This is a genomic window from Enterococcus spodopteracolus (assembly GCF_030441955.1).
GTDB lineage: Bacteria > Bacillota > Bacilli > Lactobacillales > Enterococcaceae > Enterococcus_B > Enterococcus_B spodopteracolus.
Genome location: NZ_JARJHD010000008.1, coordinates 64207 through 85000 on the forward strand (window position 1 = coordinate 64207; position 20794 = coordinate 85000).

The 20794-nt window shown below is 38.4% G+C and carries 15 protein-coding genes and 1 other annotated feature; of the genes, 3 read left to right on the forward strand and 12 right to left on the reverse strand.

The window, feature by feature from the left end; translation table 11 throughout:
- Positions 1 to 354: 354 nt before the first annotated feature.
- From P3R27_RS10260 to P3R27_RS10280, 5 genes are all read right to left on the reverse strand, one after another.
- Positions 355 to 2793 (reverse strand): DNA translocase FtsK, encoded by a 2439-nt coding sequence (locus P3R27_RS10260; RefSeq protein WP_034688910.1) that lies wholly within the window; start codon positions 2791 to 2793, stop codon positions 355 to 357.
- A gap of 175 nt (positions 2794 to 2968) precedes the next feature.
- Entirely contained in the window at positions 2969 to 4411 is a 1443-nt protein-coding gene (locus P3R27_RS10265; protein WP_034688913.1) for a glycoside hydrolase family 1 protein, read from the reverse strand.
- A 205-nt stretch (positions 4412 to 4616) separates the two neighbouring features.
- On the reverse strand, positions 4617 to 5429 hold the full coding sequence (locus P3R27_RS10270) for an amino acid ABC transporter substrate-binding protein (protein WP_034688915.1): 813 nt from the start codon (positions 5427 to 5429) through the stop codon (positions 4617 to 4619).
- 18 nt (positions 5430 to 5447) lie between these two features.
- Positions 5448 to 6083, reverse strand: coding sequence for an amino acid ABC transporter ATP-binding protein (locus P3R27_RS10275; protein WP_034688916.1), 636 nt, complete (start codon positions 6081 to 6083; stop codon positions 5448 to 5450).
- A gap of 20 nt (positions 6084 to 6103) precedes the next feature.
- Positions 6104 to 6745 (reverse strand): amino acid ABC transporter permease, encoded by a 642-nt coding sequence (locus P3R27_RS10280; RefSeq protein WP_034688918.1) that lies wholly within the window; start codon positions 6743 to 6745, stop codon positions 6104 to 6106.
- 91 nt (positions 6746 to 6836) lie between these two features.
- Positions 6837 to 7067: a binding site (T-box leader), on the reverse strand.
- A gap of 92 nt (positions 7068 to 7159) precedes the next feature.
- On the opposite strand from P3R27_RS10280, the gene P3R27_RS10285 reads away from it, so the two are divergent.
- The gene (locus tag P3R27_RS10285; RefSeq protein ID WP_034688919.1) at positions 7160 to 7645 is read left to right on the forward strand and encodes a YbaK/EbsC family protein; all 486 of its coding nucleotides are present in this window, start codon (positions 7160 to 7162) and stop codon (positions 7643 to 7645) included.
- A 1-nt stretch (position 7646) separates the two neighbouring features.
- Here the strand turns inward: P3R27_RS10285 and P3R27_RS10290 are convergent, their stop codons facing one another.
- From P3R27_RS10290 to P3R27_RS10300, 3 genes are all read right to left on the reverse strand, one after another.
- Positions 7647 to 9722 (reverse strand): DNA topoisomerase III, encoded by a 2076-nt coding sequence (locus P3R27_RS10290; RefSeq protein ID WP_126133944.1) that lies wholly within the window; start codon positions 9720 to 9722, stop codon positions 7647 to 7649.
- A complete protein-coding gene (locus P3R27_RS10295; RefSeq protein ID WP_034688922.1) occupies positions 9655 to 10032 on the reverse strand; it encodes a DUF1033 family protein in 378 nt (125 codons plus the stop codon). The genes P3R27_RS10290 and P3R27_RS10295 overlap by 68 nt, the downstream gene beginning before the upstream one ends.
- A 124-nt stretch (positions 10033 to 10156) precedes the next feature.
- Positions 10157 to 10723, reverse strand: coding sequence for a TetR/AcrR family transcriptional regulator (locus P3R27_RS10300; protein ID WP_034688924.1), 567 nt, complete (start codon positions 10721 to 10723; stop codon positions 10157 to 10159).
- Between the two features lie 146 nt (positions 10724 to 10869).
- On the opposite strand from P3R27_RS10300, the gene P3R27_RS10305 reads away from it, so the two are divergent.
- Complete coding sequence (locus P3R27_RS10305; protein ID WP_034688926.1) at positions 10870 to 12132, forward strand: multidrug efflux MFS transporter; 1263 nt, start codon at positions 10870 to 10872, stop codon at positions 12130 to 12132.
- Positions 12133 to 12183: 51 nt separating this feature from the next.
- Here the strand turns inward: P3R27_RS10305 and mnmA are convergent, their stop codons facing one another.
- Together mnmA and P3R27_RS10315 are read right to left on the reverse strand one after the other, a co-directional pair.
- Entirely contained in the window at positions 12184 to 13305 is a 1122-nt protein-coding gene (gene mnmA / locus P3R27_RS10310; protein WP_301356796.1) for a tRNA 2-thiouridine(34) synthase MnmA, read from the reverse strand.
- Positions 13306 to 14156: 851 nt separating this feature from the next.
- Entirely contained in the window at positions 14157 to 14420 is a 264-nt protein-coding gene (locus P3R27_RS10315; RefSeq protein ID WP_034688928.1) for a hypothetical protein, read from the reverse strand.
- Between the two features lie 2248 nt (positions 14421 to 16668).
- On the opposite strand from P3R27_RS10315, the gene P3R27_RS10320 reads away from it, so the two are divergent.
- Complete coding sequence (locus P3R27_RS10320; protein ID WP_126133940.1) at positions 16669 to 18591, forward strand: C40 family peptidase; 1923 nt, start codon at positions 16669 to 16671, stop codon at positions 18589 to 18591.
- Between the two features lie 135 nt (positions 18592 to 18726).
- Here P3R27_RS10320 and P3R27_RS10325 read toward each other — a convergent pair whose 3' ends face one another.
- Together P3R27_RS10325 and P3R27_RS10330 are read right to left on the reverse strand one after the other, a co-directional pair.
- Complete coding sequence (locus P3R27_RS10325; protein WP_301356908.1) at positions 18727 to 19338, reverse strand: metallophosphoesterase; 612 nt, start codon at positions 19336 to 19338, stop codon at positions 18727 to 18729.
- A 93-nt stretch (positions 19339 to 19431) separates the two neighbouring features.
- A complete protein-coding gene (locus P3R27_RS10330) occupies positions 19432 to 20703 on the reverse strand; it encodes an MFS transporter (protein WP_277600568.1) in 1272 nt (423 codons plus the stop codon).
- Positions 20704 to 20794 lie beyond the last annotated feature (91 nt).

Consider the following 20794-nt stretch of genomic DNA (forward strand, 5'->3'; position numbering starts at 1 on the left):
AATGATCAAGAAAAACTAAATAAAAGAGACGAACCATACCCGACATCTGAAATGATCAGTCCAACCACTTTTTTCGAGCCTGATGCTCTTGAAAGCAATAATTACAAGGTCAAAGTAAAAGCGATTACACTTATCGTACTTAGAATCGATCAAAAATAATTCCATAAAAAATGCCCCAAATACGTGTCACATAGATGAATTGTAACTTTTAGCTTATCATTATTTAGTGGGTATAATTTTATTATGTATGTTTTGTTAATTCTTGTTTTTTACACGAAACAGATATTTTTATGAACTAAACGCAAAATAAAAGCAAAAAATCAATTCGATAAGAAAAGATTTCTTGCTTTCATTTTATATTTCCTGATTTTCAGATGATGATTGATCCATTGACTCTTCCACTTGCTCAATAAAAACTTTTCGAGGCTTACTGCCTTCTGAAGGACCCACGACGCCGTGAGCTTCCAGCTCATCGACTAAACGGGCTGCTCGATTGTAACCAATTCTGAAACGACGTTGCAATAAAGAAATACTTGCTGTTTGCATTTCAATGACTAATGCTTTTGCCTCTTCAAATAGTTCATCTTGAGGTTGTTCTGCTGAACCAGCCGATTCAACTTCATCCGTTGGCATCATTTTTTCTTCGTAATTGGCTTCTTGTTGATCGGTGACAAAGTTGACCACACGTTCCACTTCATGATCTGAAATGAAGGCTCCTTGAACACGGATCGGTTTGTTCTCACCCATTGGTAAGAAGAGCATATCCCCTCGTCCTAAGAGCTTTTCCGCCCCATTAGAATCAATGATCGTTCGTGAATCTGTTCCGCTGGAAACAGCAAACGCCATTCGTGAAGGCACATTGGCTTTGATAATTCCGGTGATAACATCCACACTTGGGCGTTGTGTTGCCAAGATCATATGGATACCTGCGGCACGAGCCATTTGCGCTAACCGGATGATCGCATCTTCGACTTCGTTGCTTGCAACCATCATCAGATCCGCCAATTCATCAACAATGACGACGATAAATGGTAAGGTCGGATGTTTGGTTCCATTTTCTAGATTTTTTTGTTGGACAAATTCATTGTACCCAGAGATATTTCTCACACCAGTTGCAGCAAACTTCTCATACCGTTCCTCCATTTCCTGAACGACTTTTTGCAACGCTTGTGCTGCTTTTCTAGGATTGGTCACAACTGGCGTCAACAAATGCGGGATACCATTATACATATTCAACTCGACCATTTTCGGGTCGATCATCATCAGTTTGACTTCATGAGGTTTTGCTCGCATCAAGATACTTGTGATGATACCGTTGATCGCCACTGACTTCCCACTACCAGTCGACCCGGCAACGAGCAAGTGAGGCATTTTCGATAAATCAGCCGTTTGGACACGACCCGAAACATCTCGTCCTAAAGGTACTTCCAATAGCTTGTCTGGATGATCCGGTTGGGCTTCGATGATCTCTCTAAACGAAACCATACTGATCTTGCTATTCGGCACTTCGATCCCAATCAATGATTTCCCAGGGATTGGTGCTTCCATACGAACATCTTTTGCGGCTAGAGCTAAGGCAATATCATCCGTTAAACTAACGATTTTACTTACTTTTACTCCGACAGCTGGTTGAATCTCAAACTTCGTCACAGATGGTCCTAAACTTGCTTTGACGACTTTCGCATCGACACCAAAACTTTGGAAAGTTTGTTCTAATACGCCAATGTTCTTTTCAATTTTCTTGTACTCATCACTTTGATCCACGGTTTGCGCTGAGTCTAATAAATCGATTGAAGGTAGTTCGTATGCTTGATTTTCTTCTTCTGCTTCGATCTCAAATTCTAATGCAGTGCCATCATCTTCAAATAACTCATCTTCGGAAGACTCTTGTAATTGACTCATCTCATCCTGTTTAGGACGTTCCATAACAGGAGGTTGGACATTTCCTTGGAAACTGTCAATCGGCACAAAACTTAATTGTTCAGGTTCACTTTCTTCATAAATAGGAGAAGTTTCCTTTTGGACCTGATTCTTTTGACGAGTGGCTCGCTTTTGTTCCATTTCCGTCGCTTCAGCTTCGGCTGCTTCTTTCGCAGCAAGACGTTTCGCTTCTTTCGCTTCTGCTCGTTGCTTTTGCCGCTCTTCTTTCGCAGCTTGTTTGCGTGCCTGCTTTTCTGGGTCGCCTTCTAACAGTTCTTGGAATCGATCGCCCATGACTTGTAAGGCATTCAATAATTGATGCCCCTCAACATTACTGAATAATACTGCTCCGCCAATAATCAATAAAACAGCTACGAAATAACTTCCCGGTTGAGCAATCAAAAAGAATGTCAGATTATAAATAAATGCACCTAGCATACCACCACCGACATTCGTGGTGATTTGGCTTTGACGAATATCTGCCGATAGTAGATCCCAAGTCGTTCCAATGATATTGGGTTCTCCGCTGTTCAATTTTCCAAAAAGATTGGCATGTAAAAAGAGTAAGATACCTAAATAAAACAGCCCAACTCCCAGCCAACGACGACTCTTACCCATCGTGAATTCTCTATTTTTGACCATGATCCAAAATCCTAAAACTGCTAATAATACACAGAGGATCTGATACGTATTTCCAGCGACTATGCGAAAGCCATTCGCCACTAAAATGCCTAAAAAGCCTAATTTCAAAAAGCCAAAGACGGCAAATAGTATAAAAGCAAAGCCAACACCGATCGCGATCATTTGCTCCTGCTGCTGTTTTTGTTTTTTAGTTTTTCTCTTCTTCTTAGCAGGACGTTTTTTCTTTGCCATGATATATCCCTCTTTTCATCAAGTTCCATTATACAAAAAAAAGCAAGCGAACAAAAGTTTTGTTTGCCCGATTACTGATTTTCTTTCTTTATCAAAAAAAGAAGAGCAAGACCTAGGTCCTCTCTTCTTAGTTAATTATTCACTATTTAATGAGGAAACGCATCAAAGTGACCCTCTATTCACCAATATGCGCGCCATTTTCACGAATCACTTGTTGGTACCAATAGTAGCTATCTTTTTTATAGCGATCAAGTGATCCTTCTTGTGTTTCATCCTGATCTACATAAACGAAGCCATAGCGTTTTTGGTAGCCATTTAACCAGCTCAGCAAGTCTGTGTAAGACCATGTGCAATAGCCCAAGACTTCTGCACCATCTGAAATAGCTTCTTTGATGGCTTTGACATGACTTTCCAAGTAGTTGATACGGTAGTCATCATGGATTTTTTTATCTTCTGTCAATTTGTCATATTCACCTAAACCGTTTTCCGTGATCAACACAGGGATACGGTAGCGACTCGTGATTCGTCGCAAAGCAATACGTAAACCTTCTGGATCGATTTCCCAATCCCAATTTGTACGTTCGACAAATGGATTTTCTACTTTTTTGTACATGCCAGGCACGCCTGTTTCTTCTGATGAGCCTTTTTTACCTGTAGTATTCATCTTACCAGCGCCGACACCATCTAATGGATTAAAAGCATTCGTTGCTGTTTGGTAGTAGTTGATGCCTAAAAAGTCAGGTTTTGCAGATGCTAATAGCTCCTCATCGCCTTCTTCAATCGTTGGTGCCCACCCTTGTTCTTCCAAGAATTTCATCGCAGCGATTGGATATTTGCCCCACATATAAACATCCATCCAATAATGGGCCATCAAATCTTCCGCATTTTCAGCAGCCAAAATGTTCTTTGGATCACTGTCGATCGGATAGTTTGGCGTATACGCAAAACTTGGTCCGATTTTCCCAGGCATATCCATTTCATGGAACGCCTTAATCACTGCTGCATTAGCTAAGTTGGCAATGTGGTTCACTTGGTACATTCGTTTTGGATCAGTCACTCCTGGAGGATGAACCGCTAATAAATAACCGAGTGAAGTAAAAATATTTTGTTCATTCAAACTAACCCAATAGTGGACTTTGCCACGAAATGCTTCGAATAATGTTTTTGCATAGTTCGTAAAATCTTCGATGATCTGACGAGATTCCCATCCTTGGTATTCATCTTGCAATGCTTGTGGCAGATCCCAATGGTACAATGTCAACATTGGTTCAATGTTGTGTTTGATCAATTCATCAATCAAATCCATATAGAAAGCTAAGCCTTCTTGATTGATCTCGCCGCGGCCAGTTGGAAAAATACGTGTCCAAGCCACAGAGAAGCGATACGTTTTCAAACCTTGTTCTTTCATTAAGGCGATATCTTCTTTATAACGATGATAATGATCAACAGCTAAGTCGCCATTTGTTCCTTTAAATGTCTTACCCGGAATACGAACAAAGCGATCCCAAACGGACTCACCTTTTCCGCCTTCTTGCCATGCGCCTTCTACTTGATAGGCAGCTGAAGCAGACCCCCAAAGAAAATCATCAGGAAATGCAGTTAATTTTTGGTGTTCCATGAACATCTTCCTTTCCTAGTTCAATCTTTACCTCTTTAGAATAACACGAAACCCTTTTCATTACCAAGTAGATTTTTGACATTTACAAATAAAAGTCTAGTCATTTAAAAAATAAGTCCGAAACAAACAAAAAAAGTGGTGCAGCAGATGCTGTTCCACTTTTTTGACTTCCCCTATGATTCGATCCTTCATGTCATCCTGTCACCTATTCTGGTGTGACATCTTCACCAAACCACTTCTCTGAGATCCTGCTAAATTTTCCGTTTCTAACCAATTCAGCTATGCCGTCATTGACTTTTTCCACAAGTATTTCGTCATTTTTTCGCGCACCGACAGCAAAATCTTCTCCATCAAAGTCCCCTTTGATCACATTGAAATTATCTAATTCGTCTCGTATGTTCAAAAAATACTCGGCATAGACTTTATCGATCAACACACCATCTGTACGGCCACTTTTCAAATCGATCAATGCTTCATTAAAACTTGCGTACAAAACTGCCTCTTGATTTTTCACATAGTCTTTGAGTATTTCTGGATGTCTGACAAACATATCATAACCAGAAGAACCGTTTTGTGCGCCTAAGATTTTGTCTTGCATTTGTTCAAAGCTTGTAATGCCAGAAGTTTTTGGTGTGATCAGCACTTGATCATTTTTCATATATGGTTTTGTAAACAAGACCTTTTCTTCACGTTCTGGCGTTTTTGAATACCCGTTCCAGATCAGATCAATTGTTCCGTTGTTTAATTCGAACTCCTTCATTGACCAGTCAATTGGTTGGAACTCAACAGTAATGCCATATTCATCAAAGACAGCTTTCGCTAACTCAATATCAAATCCTGTCAATTTGCCATCTTTATCACGAAAACCCATTGGTACAAAGCTGTCGTCCAGTCCTACGATAATCTTTTTTTCTTGATTGATTCTTGACCAGCTTTCTGTCGCTGTCCGCTCATTCGTGCAGCCAGTTAAAAAGAAAAAACCAATCAAAGATAAAATCAAAAAGCTGAATTTTTTCATTTTCTCCCCACCGCTTTCCTACTTACTTGGCATAACTTTGATCAATTGATCCCCAACGTTTTCAGCAAAGACTAAATCGTGGGTCACGATGATTTGTGTCACGCCCTCTTCTTTTAATGAAAGAATCAACTTCTCTACTTGTTGGCGTAACTCTGGATCTAATGCACTCGTCGGTTCATCATAAGCTAGCACTCGCGGGTTCATCGCTAACGCACGAGCAATGGCCACACGTTGTTTTTGTCCCCCAGATAATTGATAAGGATAATTTCCTAATAAATCACGAATCCCTAATGAGTCCGCTAATTCTTCCGCCTTTTTGGTGTATTCTTCTTTACTTTGTTTCAACACCATTTTAGGTGCCAAAGTGATGTTATCAAAAATATTTAAATGCGGAAAAAGTTGGAAATCTTGAAAGACGACGCCTACCACTTGTTCTTTCGTTTTCAATTCGAAAGGGTCAAATTTCGTGCCATCCAGGTAAAGCTCGCCACTGTCGGCTTTTTCTAAACCGGCTAAAATCCGTAACATCGTTGTTTTACCGCCTCCTGACGGTCCACCGATCGCTAAGGTTTGCCCTTCTGGGATTACTAAGTCAAAATCTTTGATCACTTGTTTGTCACCAAATGATTTACTAATCTTTTTTAATTCAATCATCGCTGTTCCCTCCTCGTTTCTTAGCGGTAATAATTTAATTTTTCTTCAATTTGCTTCAACACGATCGTCAGCACTCCTGTTAGCGCTAGATAGATCAACGCCACGCCAAGCAACGGAAGTAAACTTGCGTCTCTCTCCATCGCGATCTTACCAGCTCGCATCACATCACCTAAACCTAAGATGTAGATCAACGAAGAATCTTTCACTAGATTGATGACTTCATTGCCGACAGAAGGTAACACGATTTTTGTTACTTGCGGAATAATGATTCTTGTCACTGTTTGGAAAGGACTCAACTGTAAGACTTGTGCTGCTTCATATTGCCCTTTAGGAATCGACTGGATACCACCACGGAAAATTTCTGCAAAATAGGCAGCATAATTTAAAATGAATGCGATCAAGGCAGCTTCGAAGCGATCAAACACGATCCCGATCGTTGGCAAGCCGTAGAACACGAAGATCAATTGTAACAATAGCGGCGTTCCTCGCATGATCCAGACATACGTTTGTACGAAATAACGGATTGGTTTAAAATGTAACGACAACCCTAAGGCTAAAATAATTCCTAATGGTAAAGAACCAATCAAGGTAAAGGCAAATAATTTCAAGGTTGTCAGTGCCCCTACTAACAACTGTGGCATCACTTCTAATAAATCATTCATTTTCTTTTCCTCCTCTTTTCTTTAAAGGGGTACATTGTTAGCTGTCCCTTCCAACCACATGAAAAACAAAAAAAGTCCTTTGATCCGAAGACCAAAGGACGCAAAATACGTGGTTCCACCTTTTTTTATTAGTTTCTCGCAAAACTAACCTTATCTGGTCGTCTAACAACGACCGCAGCTGTAACGGGCTTCCCGGATTTCCTTACTGGCTGTTCAGAAAATCGACTCCAAGATGTGTTTCACAATCAGTTATTGCCTCTTCTCACCAACCAGAGACTCTCTTCAAACACTTAATTGCTACTCTTCTTTTCGATGTCTTTTATTTAACTTAATGAGTAATTTACCCGATTCATTTTTATTTGTCAATCTTTTTTGTGCTAAAATAAATAAAAAATGAATGGAGGATTGTTTTTTATGTGTCATGCCACGAAACAAGAGGCCTATGAATTGCTGGATCTATTGGCAATCAATTACCATGAAGTGAACCACCCAGCCATTACTTCTGTTAAAAATCTAACGTTTACTTTGCCAGGTCCACAAGTCAAAAATCTTTTGGTCAAACCAAAGAAAGGTAAACAAATTTATTTTGTCGTCTTACCTGATGAAAAACAAGCCGACTTGAAATTATTGGCAGAACAGTTGAATGAAAAACGATTATCGTTTGTGCCAGAAGACCAAGTCAAACAGTTGTTGCATGTTCCGCCAGGCACCGTCAATCCATTTGCCTTAGTCAACGATTTAGAAAACGAGATCCAAGTCGTCATTGACTCCTCGATCGATCGCAATGATACCGTTGGCTTTCATCCAAACAGCAACACCAGTACCATCATATTTCCCTTTGCAGATTTTGAACGACTACTCACTCATGTAAATCATCTACCAAGATATGAAGTCTTGTAACTCAATGATCTTTCATCGCAGCTTTTAAGGCTGCTGCTAGTGGGCTTTCTTCCGGTTCTTCTGCTTGAGAATATTTCTTCATCAAGCGACGTTCTTCATGTTTCGTCATTTTTTTCTTCTGCTCTTTTTTCCCTAGCATTTTCTCTGTCGTCCCATCAAATTTACAACGGAAGTAAGCCCCGTTCTTGCCTTCAATGATCTCCATTTTGCGATGACATTGCGGACAACGATGGTTGGAGACTTTCGGATCTTTGCGACGGCGATAGTTACAATCTTGGTTTGTACACACATAGATTTTGCCATCTTTCGTGTTCTTCTCACGGAGATTCGAGCCACAATCCGGACATTTCTTTTGTGTAATCGAAAAATCTTGATATTGTTGTTTACTTGTTTTGATTTCTTGGACAAGTCGCTTCGTTTCTTTTTCGATGGATTGCAAAAAGACATTCGCTTGTTTTTTCCCAAGCGCGATCGCTTCTAAATCTCTTTCCCAACTTTCAGTCAAATCTGGTGTCACAAGTGATGGATTGACCAGTTCTAACAACTGCTTGCCTTTCGGCGAGACTTGTAAACCTTGGGGTGTGCGTTCCATTAATTCGGATTTGATCAATTTTTCAATGATCTCCGCACGAGTCGCAGGCGTGCCTAAACTGTGTTTTTCCATTAAGCCTAACAAACTTGCTTCCGTCAAAGGTTTCGGCGGTGCCGACAATTCTTTTTTGATTGTAAAATCAGGTTGGATGCGCATGTCTTTTTTCCAGTCAAACGAATCCACATGACTTTCCGCAGACGTTTTCCAGCCAGCTTCCAACACCCGGTTTTGGCGAAAAACAAATTGTTCGTTACCAAATACGACAGTGATTTTTGTTTGACTGATTTTATGTGGTTCTGCAAACAAGCCTAAGAAACGTGTCACGATCATTTGATAGATTTTTTGTTCTTCGTTGCTTAGTTTCTCATAGCGTGGACGATTTTCCGTCGGCAACAAGGCATGGTGATCTGTTACTTTACTATCTTGGAAGACACTCGTTTGACGAACCACTGCCCCATTTTTCAAATAAGTTTTGACTTCTGGTGCAAAATCGCTGATGGCTTGAAGTCGTTCTTTCATCGTGCTTTTCATATCATTCGTCAAATATTTACTATCTGTTCGTGGATAGGTGACGATCTTGTGCGTTTCGTATAAACTTTGAACAAGACCTAACGTTTTCTTTGCAGAATAGCCATAACGTTGGTTGGCTTCGCGTTGGATCTCCGTTAGATCATAAGGCAGTGGCGCTTTTTCTGTCTTTGTTTTTTCTTCAATGTTGACTACTGTTCCCTTACTCTGACTAAGGGTTTTAACAAACGCTTGGGCTTCTTCATGGGATTTCAAAGCAAACTGGTTTTTTTGGACCATTTTTGCTTGTTCATTGCCGACTGTCAATGAAATCGTAAAATACGTTTGTGGTCGGAACGACTCGATTTTCTTTTCTTGATTACGCACTAAAGCTAAGGTTGGAGTTTGTACCCGACCCGCTGATAAATTGTCTTGATATTTTACTGTCAGCGCACGTGTCACATTCAACCCAACCAACCAATCTGCTTTTGCCCTAGCCAAAGCAGACTCATAAAGCGCATCATAGCTTTTAGCTGGTTTCAATTGGTTGAAACCTGTCTTGATTGCTTTATCTGTTTGTGAGGAGATCCACAAACGTTTCACCGGCCTATTGAAATGAACGTATTCCAAGATCCAACGTGCAACGAGTTCTCCTTCACGTCCGGCATCTGTGGCGATCACTGCTTCTGAGACATCTTTACGACTAGCCAATTGCTTGATAGCTTTCAATTGATGACCAGTTTTTGGTAATGGTTTGATCCCTAGTTTTTTCGGGATCATCGGCAATGTTTCCATCTGCCAGCTTTGCCATTCCTTATTCAGATCTTCTGGCATCTTTAGACCTAATAAATGACCAAGGGCCCAAGTCACGATCACCTTAGGTCCTTCGTAGTAATTTTTGTGTTTTTGATTAGCACCAAGCACCTTGCTTAGGTCTTTCGCAACGCTTGGCTTTTCCGCTAGAATTAGTTGTTTCATAAAAATCCTTTCTGCTTTCCATGGTGATCGGCTGATAATCCTTCAGCAAAGCCAGTCCTTTGTATTGCTGCAAATCATCATCGCATTCTTCACACCAGCGCTCATCGCCATCATTCCAAAAAGCGCTAAGAAAATTATTTTTGGCGTGGATATACTCATAGTTGTCTTTAATGGCTAGCCATTTTTCTTCATAGTTTTGTTGCGCTTCTTCAAAAGAGGAGAAAGTTTCCTCCATTTGAATATCTTCTTGCCAATCCTCAAAGAACCACCAAGGCTCATTATCACCGAACATTGTAATTACTTGATACATACATGCGCTCCTTTTCTCAGGTCATCTTAAAAACATATTAGTCACTTTCCAAGAAAGTTGCAAGAAATTTTGCTTAAAAGGGGCTTTTTATGAATGATCAGAAAATTCATTGAAATGATGCCTTTTATTTTATTGGTAAAGTTGCAATAAAGTCGTCGATCATCCAGACATAACTTTCTTCTGGAGAAACATTCGGTTCATTGGTAAAATACCCTAAAAAACGTAATGAAAGATAGCCATGAATCATGCTGCGCAGTTCTCGACTTCGATGGACCTTCTCTTCTTTCGACAAAGAAAAAGCGTCAAATATTTGCAAAATAATTTGGTTTGTTTCATGTATTCCCTCTAATAAAATTTCTTCATTTGTATGCGGTACACTGATCAACAGTTCATAGACTGCTTGATTTTGAAAAGCAAATAACTGATAAGTTTGCGCGTATGCTTGTATCGCTTCTCCCCTACTTTTCCCAACTAACACTCGACGTAATTGATCATTTAACTCCGTTAAAAGTTTCGCAGTCAATGCCGTTTTTACTTCTCGAATATTTTTGAAGTGGTTATAAAGCGACGGTGATTTGATATTCAAAGCTTTAGCTAAGTGTTGGAAAGTGATTTGCTGTACAGTCATCTCTTCTGCCAATTCTCGAAAGCAGTCGATGATTTTCTCTTGTGACAGCGTTCGTTTTTTCATTTGATTTCCCCTCTTATGGAATAAACTCAATCCCCTTTAGTTTACCATGAAAGACAAAGAGAAAAAAGACTTGTTGTTGATAAACTACACATTGTAGTTTATAATAAATAATTGTAGATGAAAATTTTCAGAAAGAAGGCTTTATTGTGGTTTCAAAAGTAAAGGATGCTGTATTCAGAAAAAGAGAACCTTGGGAGAAAAATCTAGTGGTTTTATGGTTTGGCACATTTATGGCTGGCATTGGCTTTAGTCTTGTAATGCCTTTTATGTCCCTTTACATAGATACGTTAGGAAATTACAGTACGTCACAATTGAACTTTTGGAGTGGCTTGACCTTCTCCTCGACATTCCTTGTGACGACATTGATCTCTCCATGGTGGGGTCGCCTTGCCGATCAAAAAGGCCGAAAATTGATGTTGTTACGCGCTTCACTAGGGATGGCGGTAGTGATTTCATTGATGGGTCTAGTAACAAGCGTGTATCAATTAGTCGCATTACGACTATTACAAGGGATTTTTTCCGGTTATATCAGTAATGCAACAGCTTTAGTCGCTACTGGCACCCCGCGAGAAAAAAGTGGCCAAGTACTTGGTACTTTGGCGACTGGCTCTGTGACCGGAACATTGCTTGGTCCTCTACTCGGCGGACTCTCTGCTTCCGCTTTTGGGTATCGCCCCACCTTCTTTATCACTGGAACAATTTTGTTCTTCGTTTTCTTACTCAGCTTATTTTTTGTCCATGAACAATTTGTTCCTGTAGAAAAAGGCGAGTTGGTTTCTGCTAAACAAATTTTCCGTGACCTGAAATACCCACATGTTGTCATCGGCATGTTTATTACGACAATGATCATTCAAGCATCAAATAATTCAATCAGCCCGATCATTAGTTTATATATCCGGCAATTATTACATGGACACGGCAACGTCACGTTGATCAGCGGAATCATTGCGTCTATTCCCGGGATTGCCACCCTGATAGCCGCTCCTCGTTTCGGACGCTTAGGTGATAAAATCGGAAGTGAACGAATCTTAGCCATCGGATTAGGCTTCGCCTTGATCGTCTATATCCCAATGGCTTTCGTAACGAATGTATGGCAACTTGCAGGACTACGATTTTTGATCGGGATCTCCGACGCTTGCCTCCTTCCAGCGGTGCAAGCATTGATCACTAAATACTCTCCCCCACAAGCTGCCGGAAGAATATTTAGTTATAATCAATCCTTCCAAGCCACTGGAAATGTCGTTGGTCCATTGATTGGTTCAAGCGTTTCAAGTATTTTCGGTTATCGTGGGGTCTTTTTATCCACATCCTTACTTGTACTAGCAAACTTTGTACTGGTTCGCCATAATACGAAGGAGATCCATAAGCAGGAAGAAACAAGCAATGGTCATGCTTTCGCCAATAAATAGCAAAAAAGCCACAGGATTCGTAAAAAAATCCTGCGGCTTTTTTAGATTATGTTAGACGTATTGCAAAACTTTTGATTCTTGATACGCATGATCAATCAATCCGCCACCTAAACATTCCATTCCGTCATAAAAAACAACGGCTTGTCCGGGTGTGATTGCACGTACAGGTTCGTCAAAAATGACTTCCGCCCGATCATTTTCTAATAAGCGTACAGTTACCGGTACATCTTGTTGGCGGTATCGGAATTTCGCTGTACATTTGAATTCTTTTGGCATTGGTTCATTCGTTGTAAAATGGATTTCGCTTGCATCCAAACTGGTTGCATACAATGCAGGGTGGTGGAAACCTTGCCCAACATATAATGTATTCGTCACAAGATCTTTCCCCACCACGAACCAAGGTTCTTGTGAATCGCCACCGCCACCGATACCTAAGCCTTGGCGTTGTCCAATCGTGTAGTACATCAAACCAGCGTGTTCGCCTTTGACTTCACCATCAAGGGTCACCATATTGCCTTTTTTAGCTGGTAAATAGTTACTTAAAAATTGTTTGAAATTCTTTTCGCCGATAAAACAGATACCAGTTGAGTCTTTTTTCTTCGCAGTCGCTAAACCGGCACGTTCCGCAATCGCACGTACTTCTGATTTTTCCATACCGCCTAACGGAAACATCGTTTTTGCTAACTGTTCTTGTGACAATTGGCTAAGGAAATACGTTTGGTCTTTGTTATTATCTACCCCACGCAACATATGTGACACGCCATTTTCATCACGTGTGACTTGCGCATAATGGCCTGTAGCAACATATTCCGCTCCTAAGTCCATTGCATAGTCTAAGAATGCTTTAAATTTGATTTCCTTATTGCACATTACATCTGGATTCGGGGTACGCCCCGCACGATATTCTGCTAAGAAATATTCAAACACACGGTCCCAATATTCTTTTTCAAAATTGACTGAGTAATAAGGAATCCCGATTTGGGCAGCGACTTTCGCTACATCCTTATAATCTTCCGTCGCCGTACAGACGCCATTTTCATCTGTATCATCCCAGTTTTTCATAAAGATCCCGATTACATCATAGCCTTGTTCCTTTAACAAAAGTGCTGTTACAGATGAGTCAACACCGCCACTCATCCCAACGACAACGCGTGTTTTGCTGTTGTCTGTCATGGTATCACCATCATTTCAATTAGATTCTGAAACATCTACGAGTTGAAGGTCGCAACTTTTCAGTATTTTACATTATACGTCATCTTTCTGAAAATTTCACCCCTAAATAATCAATTTAAAAAAGCGACGTTTTTTAGTTAGCTCATTCTGTACTTTTCAGATACCAAAACTTTGCTATGAGATGAGTCTTATTCGTGATTTAGTTTCTTACTACATTCACCAAAAACAAAAGTAACAGCACAACATTGAAATATGTAGAACACAAATAGTTGATAAGCAATAAGTAAAACTTTCGCCGGCTAGTTTCAAGCTTTGGTACGGCGTATAATCTAATCAATCCAGAGATCACCATCAACAGCAGTAAAGGAATCAAATAATAACTTTCGAAGGAATGACTTTGAAAAATAATCAAATAATGCACATAAATAAATGCGAGTGTAGAAATAGACATCGGGATGACCCAGCCCATGATAAAGAATGCTTTCTTTCTCTCTAACTCATGAAGCGCGCCCACAATCCATACGTACGCAACAGGGAATAATAAATACTCCACCTTACTAAAGCTGACAAAACCTAATAAAGTTCCAAGTACAATACCGTACATCAAAACAAGATGAATGCCAATGAGCACCTTTTTAAGAATGCTGAGGGGATTCTAGTTGAATAAAACAAACTGATTCCACTGATGTTCCACCAAGAATATTGGACTGTTCCAAATAACCAAAAAAATTTGAAAACAAAAACTAAACTTCCCAATAGAAAACAAAGCGCCAATAGATAGAACGAAATATATTTATTCGGCATACTTTTTTTACAAACATTCCACTCACTCCTTTTTTCAACGATTACGATCATAGCTTACTAGAAATAAACTCAATCACACGCATCAAACTCATAGCGGTCGCAAATCCATAATTTACGACTAAGAGAAATCCTTTCTGATATTTACCCATCGTAAGACAGTTCGTAAAATAAATCCCCATAAGTCCAGGAATTACCATGTACAGGACAAATGCAAAACTTGAAAGTTGATCTTCTCGATATAGAAAGCTCCCTATCATAAAGAAGGTAGACAACAGCATCGACAAACTGAATCCTGTTTTATGGAATTTCATGGTGATCTCCTATTCAACTTTTATTTATTGTAGCGTGATGGCGTTTTTTTCTATTTACAGTTAATGTTCATTTCATAAATAAATAGAGACTTAACTAAAGGAAAATAACCAACCGTAAATACAGCTAAAGTTCAAAAAAATGACTAAGTTTTTTAAGGCTTTACTTTCAATGAACCTTGAAAAAAATAAACTTATACTACTAAGTAGCCAACAAATCGATGTCAATATTACTCGCAATTCAATACTATATCATCCTCCTTGAACCAGGCTGAACGTAATCACACTGATGGATAATAGTAAAACAATCAATGAACAATATCTTTTGTATGTACTTTTCATTTCAATCTCCCTTTCAAATAATACTTACCTCTATTTTTTGTTCAAAGTTAAAACAATTAATTGAATGAATTGTCCAATAATTATAAATGTAGCAAAAAAGTAATTCAAAGAAATAAGCAACCATTTATAATGTCGAAGTTCCACTTTAGTGGAAAAATAAAGTCCTAGCAGACTTGGAAAAGTCATCATGAAAAACAAAATAATTCGTAGAGCACTCTCTCCTGAAATGATTCCTCCAACAAAACAACTCATCGAAAAAAACATTGCTATAGATAATATGAATTGGTTATTCGTCATCTTATTCTCCTTTAAACTTATGAATATCTGTATTTTCAAAAATCATATATAAACCACCAACCATAAATACAGAAAATGTTGATTCCAATGACAATACTCTTCAGAAATTTATTATTAATCGCCCGACAAAAAAATAAACTAAATCCACTTAGTAGCCAACAACCGTAGACAATCATTCTTTGATATACAAGTGGATATAGTCTATAGGATAAAAAATAATGTCTAGCAAGTAGACATGAGAGTATCAATAATACACACGACAAAATCCAATATTTTTTATTTCGAACCATTTTTTTCTCCTTCTCTCAATACTTTTATTGATACATCTGGTCCTTTTTATTTATAAAAAATTGTAAGAAAACATAGACCAAATCCCATATGGTGAGCGTAGTCGCAAATAAGTAATTCACGACTAACAGAGACCATTTCAAGTACCTTCTCATAGTGATTTTTGTGGTAAAATGAATTCCCGTAAGTCCTGGGATAATGATCACAAACACCAAAATGAAGCCGATATATCCTCCGTAATCTATGATTATTCCCAATAAACATAAGATCGATAAAATCATAGAAACAATTAACCCGATTTTATAACCGTTCATAACTATATCCTCTCATAATTTCATTTAAGTTATTGTTGTTCGGATGACCAGTTTACTTGATAGAACTTAACAATCAATAAAAAATCCACCAACCATAGATACAGAAAATGTTGATGCCAATGACAATCACTTTCAGAAGTTTATTCCTGATTCCTCGACAAAAAAATAAACTAAATCCGCTTAGTATCCAACAGCCGATAATAATGATTCTTCGAAATATAAGAGGGTATTGCATATAGGGTAAAAAATAATGCCTAGCAAGCAGACATGACAGACCTAAAAAGACAAATGATAGAATTAAATACTTTTTATTTTGAGTCATTATATTTCCTCCTTTTCCCATTTTTTGATATGTATCATACATTACTTGCATAAATGTAAAATAAACTGAATAAAATACCAACCACTAAGCGTAGTCGCAAATAAATAATTCACAACTAACAGAGTCCACTCTAAGTACTTTTTCATGGTAGTTTTTGTAGTAAAATAAACTCCCAAAAAGCCAGGAATTATGATTACAAATGACAAAATAAAACCAACATACCCTCTATAATCTATGAGTATTCCCAATAAACATAAGATCGATAAAATCATAGAAATAATTAACCCGATTTTATAACCGTTCATCTAATCTTCCTTTCTTCTAAAAATTTTAGGTAACGCTATTCGCTGATTCAGCTTATTTTTATTCGTTGATCTCTTACAACCTATAGAACCCTCGTTAAAAACTGGATTAAATATCTGATATGAAGATGCGGGGCGAATAAATAATTTACGGTGAACAAAAAAACCGATAAACAGTTATTTAAAATAAAAGATAAAATAACTTTAAAATAAATCAACAAACTTACAAATCAATAATAAAAAAACCACATCAACTTTTAATAAACAATATAATTAGATATTTTTCCCATAAATTCATATAAAAAAAACATAAAAAAATAAAAAATAGGTGTTTTTATAAATTTTCATATGTTATTATTTTATCATAAAATCAAGGAGAAAATATCATGAAGATCAAACTCTTTTTCACAACTTTTTTATTAATCGTTTCACTTCAATTCTCAAATATGCAGGTACTTGCCGAAGCGGAATCTTATCAGTCTTTAGAGGATTATTATGAATTTTTCGAAAATGAATACGCTTCCATTAGGCGGACATTTGAGGAATTTTCAGCTGATTACTACAACCAGACACCTTATTTAGATGAGGATCACTTAAAAGAATATGCACATTCCATCAATGACACGTATTTAACCGAGGAAGCAGAAAGGTTAGCCAAAATTCCACCACTATGGTCCTTCAATATTGGAAATTCTTTAGATAATATTACTTTTGAAAAGAAGCCGGAATATGGTACTTATGACTTGTTAAATACGGTCCAGCCTGGAGATGTTATTTTTGAGGTAAACAGAGCTGATATTCTCATAAGATACCTTCATCATGTCATGATTGTCGATGATATTGTTGAAGAAACATATATAATCAATGGAAAAGAAGAAACCTTTACATATATTCGAACAATTGAAGCGACAAAAGGAAACTTCGGTGTCAAAAGTGATGGCGTTGTCTACGGAGTATTAGATGACGAACGCTTTGATTATACCAATGCCTCCATCCTACGAGTACCTGAAGCAACAGTTTTACAAAAACAAGCTGCCGTAAGATTTATGGAATCACAACTAGGAAAAGGTTATGCCTTACATGATCTTGATGATCATGATAATCATCGCAACCGCTCCTCTAGCCGATCTACATGGTATTGTTCCATGCTCGTATGGGCTGCTTACATGAACGCTACACCTGATGGCAACATTGATGACCTGACGCCTGGAGATGACCCAAATTTCCAAGGGATTGATCTTGAGTCTAAAGATGATCCGTTTGAATCGCCAACGATTACACCTAACGATATCTGGCGCTCCGATAAACTGGAAAAAATCAGTCCTTCGTTCCCTGAATACAATGATTATACAAAGAATATCACTTGGGCGGGAGGAGGTTCCCCAATGGAAGGTGAAGATTTTATTTTCAGTAGAAACTCTAACCTCTATTACCTTGAAAACGACTATCATTTCTTAGCAATCGACCAAAACAACCAACGTCCCTACACCAACAAATCCCTTACACTCGGTCGTAACGCCAGTGGAAATGTTGTTGCACAATTAGATTTATTCATCAATTTCGCTTTGACTGATGAAGCGAAGCAAAAATACGCAGATAAAAATATCCCTGTTGTACCTAATGGTATTGAACTTGCGGATATCCCAAATTACGTGATGAATTGGATCAATCTCTATACTCAGTGTAGCTTTGATATTGTTTACTCAAAAGATATCACGACGGATAGTAATCACCTACGCTATAATCCGACTTATTCAAAAATTGATCAAAAAGCACATCCTTCATATGGCTATTTAGTTAGTCAAGTAGTACATACTTCTCCAGCATTTACTCAACGAACATTTGATTACACGGAGAATTTAAGTGTCTATGAAAATTATGATCTAGCCTATCCGAATCCATTGAATTATGACGTATCCTACACGAAGAACCGTCCGACTTGGTATTACTTCTTTAATAATTTCCATGCCTTGATCAAGCTAGAAAATGGTACCTATCGTTCCGCTACTTATCTACGATTCCATGGCTCTTTCACAACCCCTGCTTCTCAGAGGAACGGTTATGGCTTGAACTATGACTTTACAATGACCGATGAAGCCAAAACGATTTACCAAAATTATTACTATCATATCGGCGTCAACCAATCGGTGGATTACGCGATCGACTGGTTGAATCAATATACAAAAGAAGAGGTCCTTATCGTCTACTCAACAAATATCACGAATGATCTTAAACGTTTGAATGATGATACTGCTTCCGTGGGTAAAGGGCTGAATGATCAAGGAAAATGGGTGAACTGTATTATATAGAATAAGTAACATTTCTTTAACTAACTCATCTACCGACAATAAAAAGCATTCAAGTACTCCCCTTACGAGTAGTATTTGAATGCTTTTTCAACTATCTATCGACTGAATGCTTTTACTACGATCTCGTACTTGCGGTTACATTTTCTTCAAACGTTCCAATTCTGCTTGTTTTTTCTGATAGATTTCTTCAATATTATTTTCAGATAAGGGAGTGCCAAAAGGTAATGATTTTGCCAACAGTTCTCGCTCTGGTGCGTCTACGCCTACATTGACGTCGTTGCCGATGGGTACGCTATAATGATGGATATGGCCATGAAGATTGCGTATTTTATCATTGCCTCCGAGCAACAATGGATAATGGGTCAAATAGTATTGCTGATGATTGAATTTTATGATGACACCTACATCATAAAAGTGAAACTTTTGCTTTCCTTCATTTTTCCACGGATCATGTTGTTCCAAATAGTTGAAAAAGGCCCGACTGTCATGATTCCCTTTGATAAAGTGGATCGTGCCATTCAGTTCTTTGACTAAGGAAAGAATTTCTGCGCTACCTTTTTCATACTTAGGGTGCATCGCGAGGTCTCCTAGATGATAAACATGGTCGGATTCCTTTACGACTGCATTCCAACTAGTGATCAGTTGATGGTGCATGTGGGCAACATTTTTAAATGGTCTCGGCGAAAAATCACTATTACCGAGCAACCGTTCATGGAAAAAATGCATATCACTGATAAAATAATTCATCTAAGCTCACTCTCCTATATAAATATCGTATGTGAAAACAAAAAAAATAGGCAATCAATGCCTATTTTCAAAAAAGAAATTTATTGCTTTTTCTTAGCTATGTTTACTTTGTAATTCTAAATCGTAGTTTCTAGCTGAAGGAACCATGTACAGTGCAATTGCACAAAGTAATGTACCGACACCGGCAATCACAAATAGTTTCTCAACGCCAATGGCATCTGCTAGTGGCCCGGCAAAGATCAAACCGATTGGACCAGGGAGAGACATCAGCGAATTGAACACGCCCAATACTCTTCCTAAAATACTTGGCTCAAAACTTTGTTGGATCATCGCCATGACTAATGTATTGTAGTAAGGCGTAGCCAAGCCGGCAATGGCATTCAACAGAACAAAGTAAATAAATCCTTGTGAGGTTGCTGGCAACAATCCACTAGCACCAATCGACAGACCCATGACAATATAAGAAAGAATGACTACCTGCATCCGATTCTTAAAATGGCCAGAAAAACCAATGATTGCGCCTCCTATTAACATCCCAACGGCGTAAATGACTTCGATCAACCCCGCTTGTCCAACTGTGCCTTTAAAATAGCCTATGGTCATCAGGGGATATAAGCTTGCGGCAGGCATGAACAACAACATGAAAACTGCCCCATTGATCATGATATGCCACACCCCTCGCTTCTCATATAGTTTCTTTACTCCAAATTTAGTATCAGCTAACAAATGAACCGCTTCTCCCTGGATGTCCATCTTGGGAATTACCACAAGAATCAACAATCCCACACCAAGAATGGCACCTAATACATCCAAAAGAATCAAAGCATTCATGGGTACCGCAGCAAATAAAAAAGCACCTAGTCCAGGAGCAACGATATAATTCGCTGATTGCACCATCCCCAATCGCCCATTGATCCTTGTTAATTCTTCTTCTGGAACCATTGTTGGTAAAATTGATTGGATCGTCGGCATTTGGAATGTCTGTGCGACCGAGCGAATAAATAAAGAAACAAACACTAACCAGAGCGGCAAGGTCGACATCACCGTTCCTACAATGGATAAAATAAGTGCAAAGATCGCAACAATGATATCCGTATAAATCAATAATTTTTTCTTATCCCAGCGATCGATCAGCGGCCCAACAAACGGACTTAATAGAACCATCGGCAACATTCCTAATAATGTGGCAAAACTTAAAATAGTCGCAGAACCTGTTTCTTGCGTCAAATACCAAATAATAGCATATTGAACGACCATACTTGTGATTCCTGATAAAAATTGTCCCATCAAAAATAAATTAATATTCTTTTTCCAGTATTTCTGCATAACGCCTCCTAATTTTGTATTCTTTCTGTATTTTACCATTCATTTATCTCATATTTTTTTATAATTATGATTATTTTATTATTGCTTGAAAAACATGGTACACTGTAGAAAAAAACGGGAGGATACACCT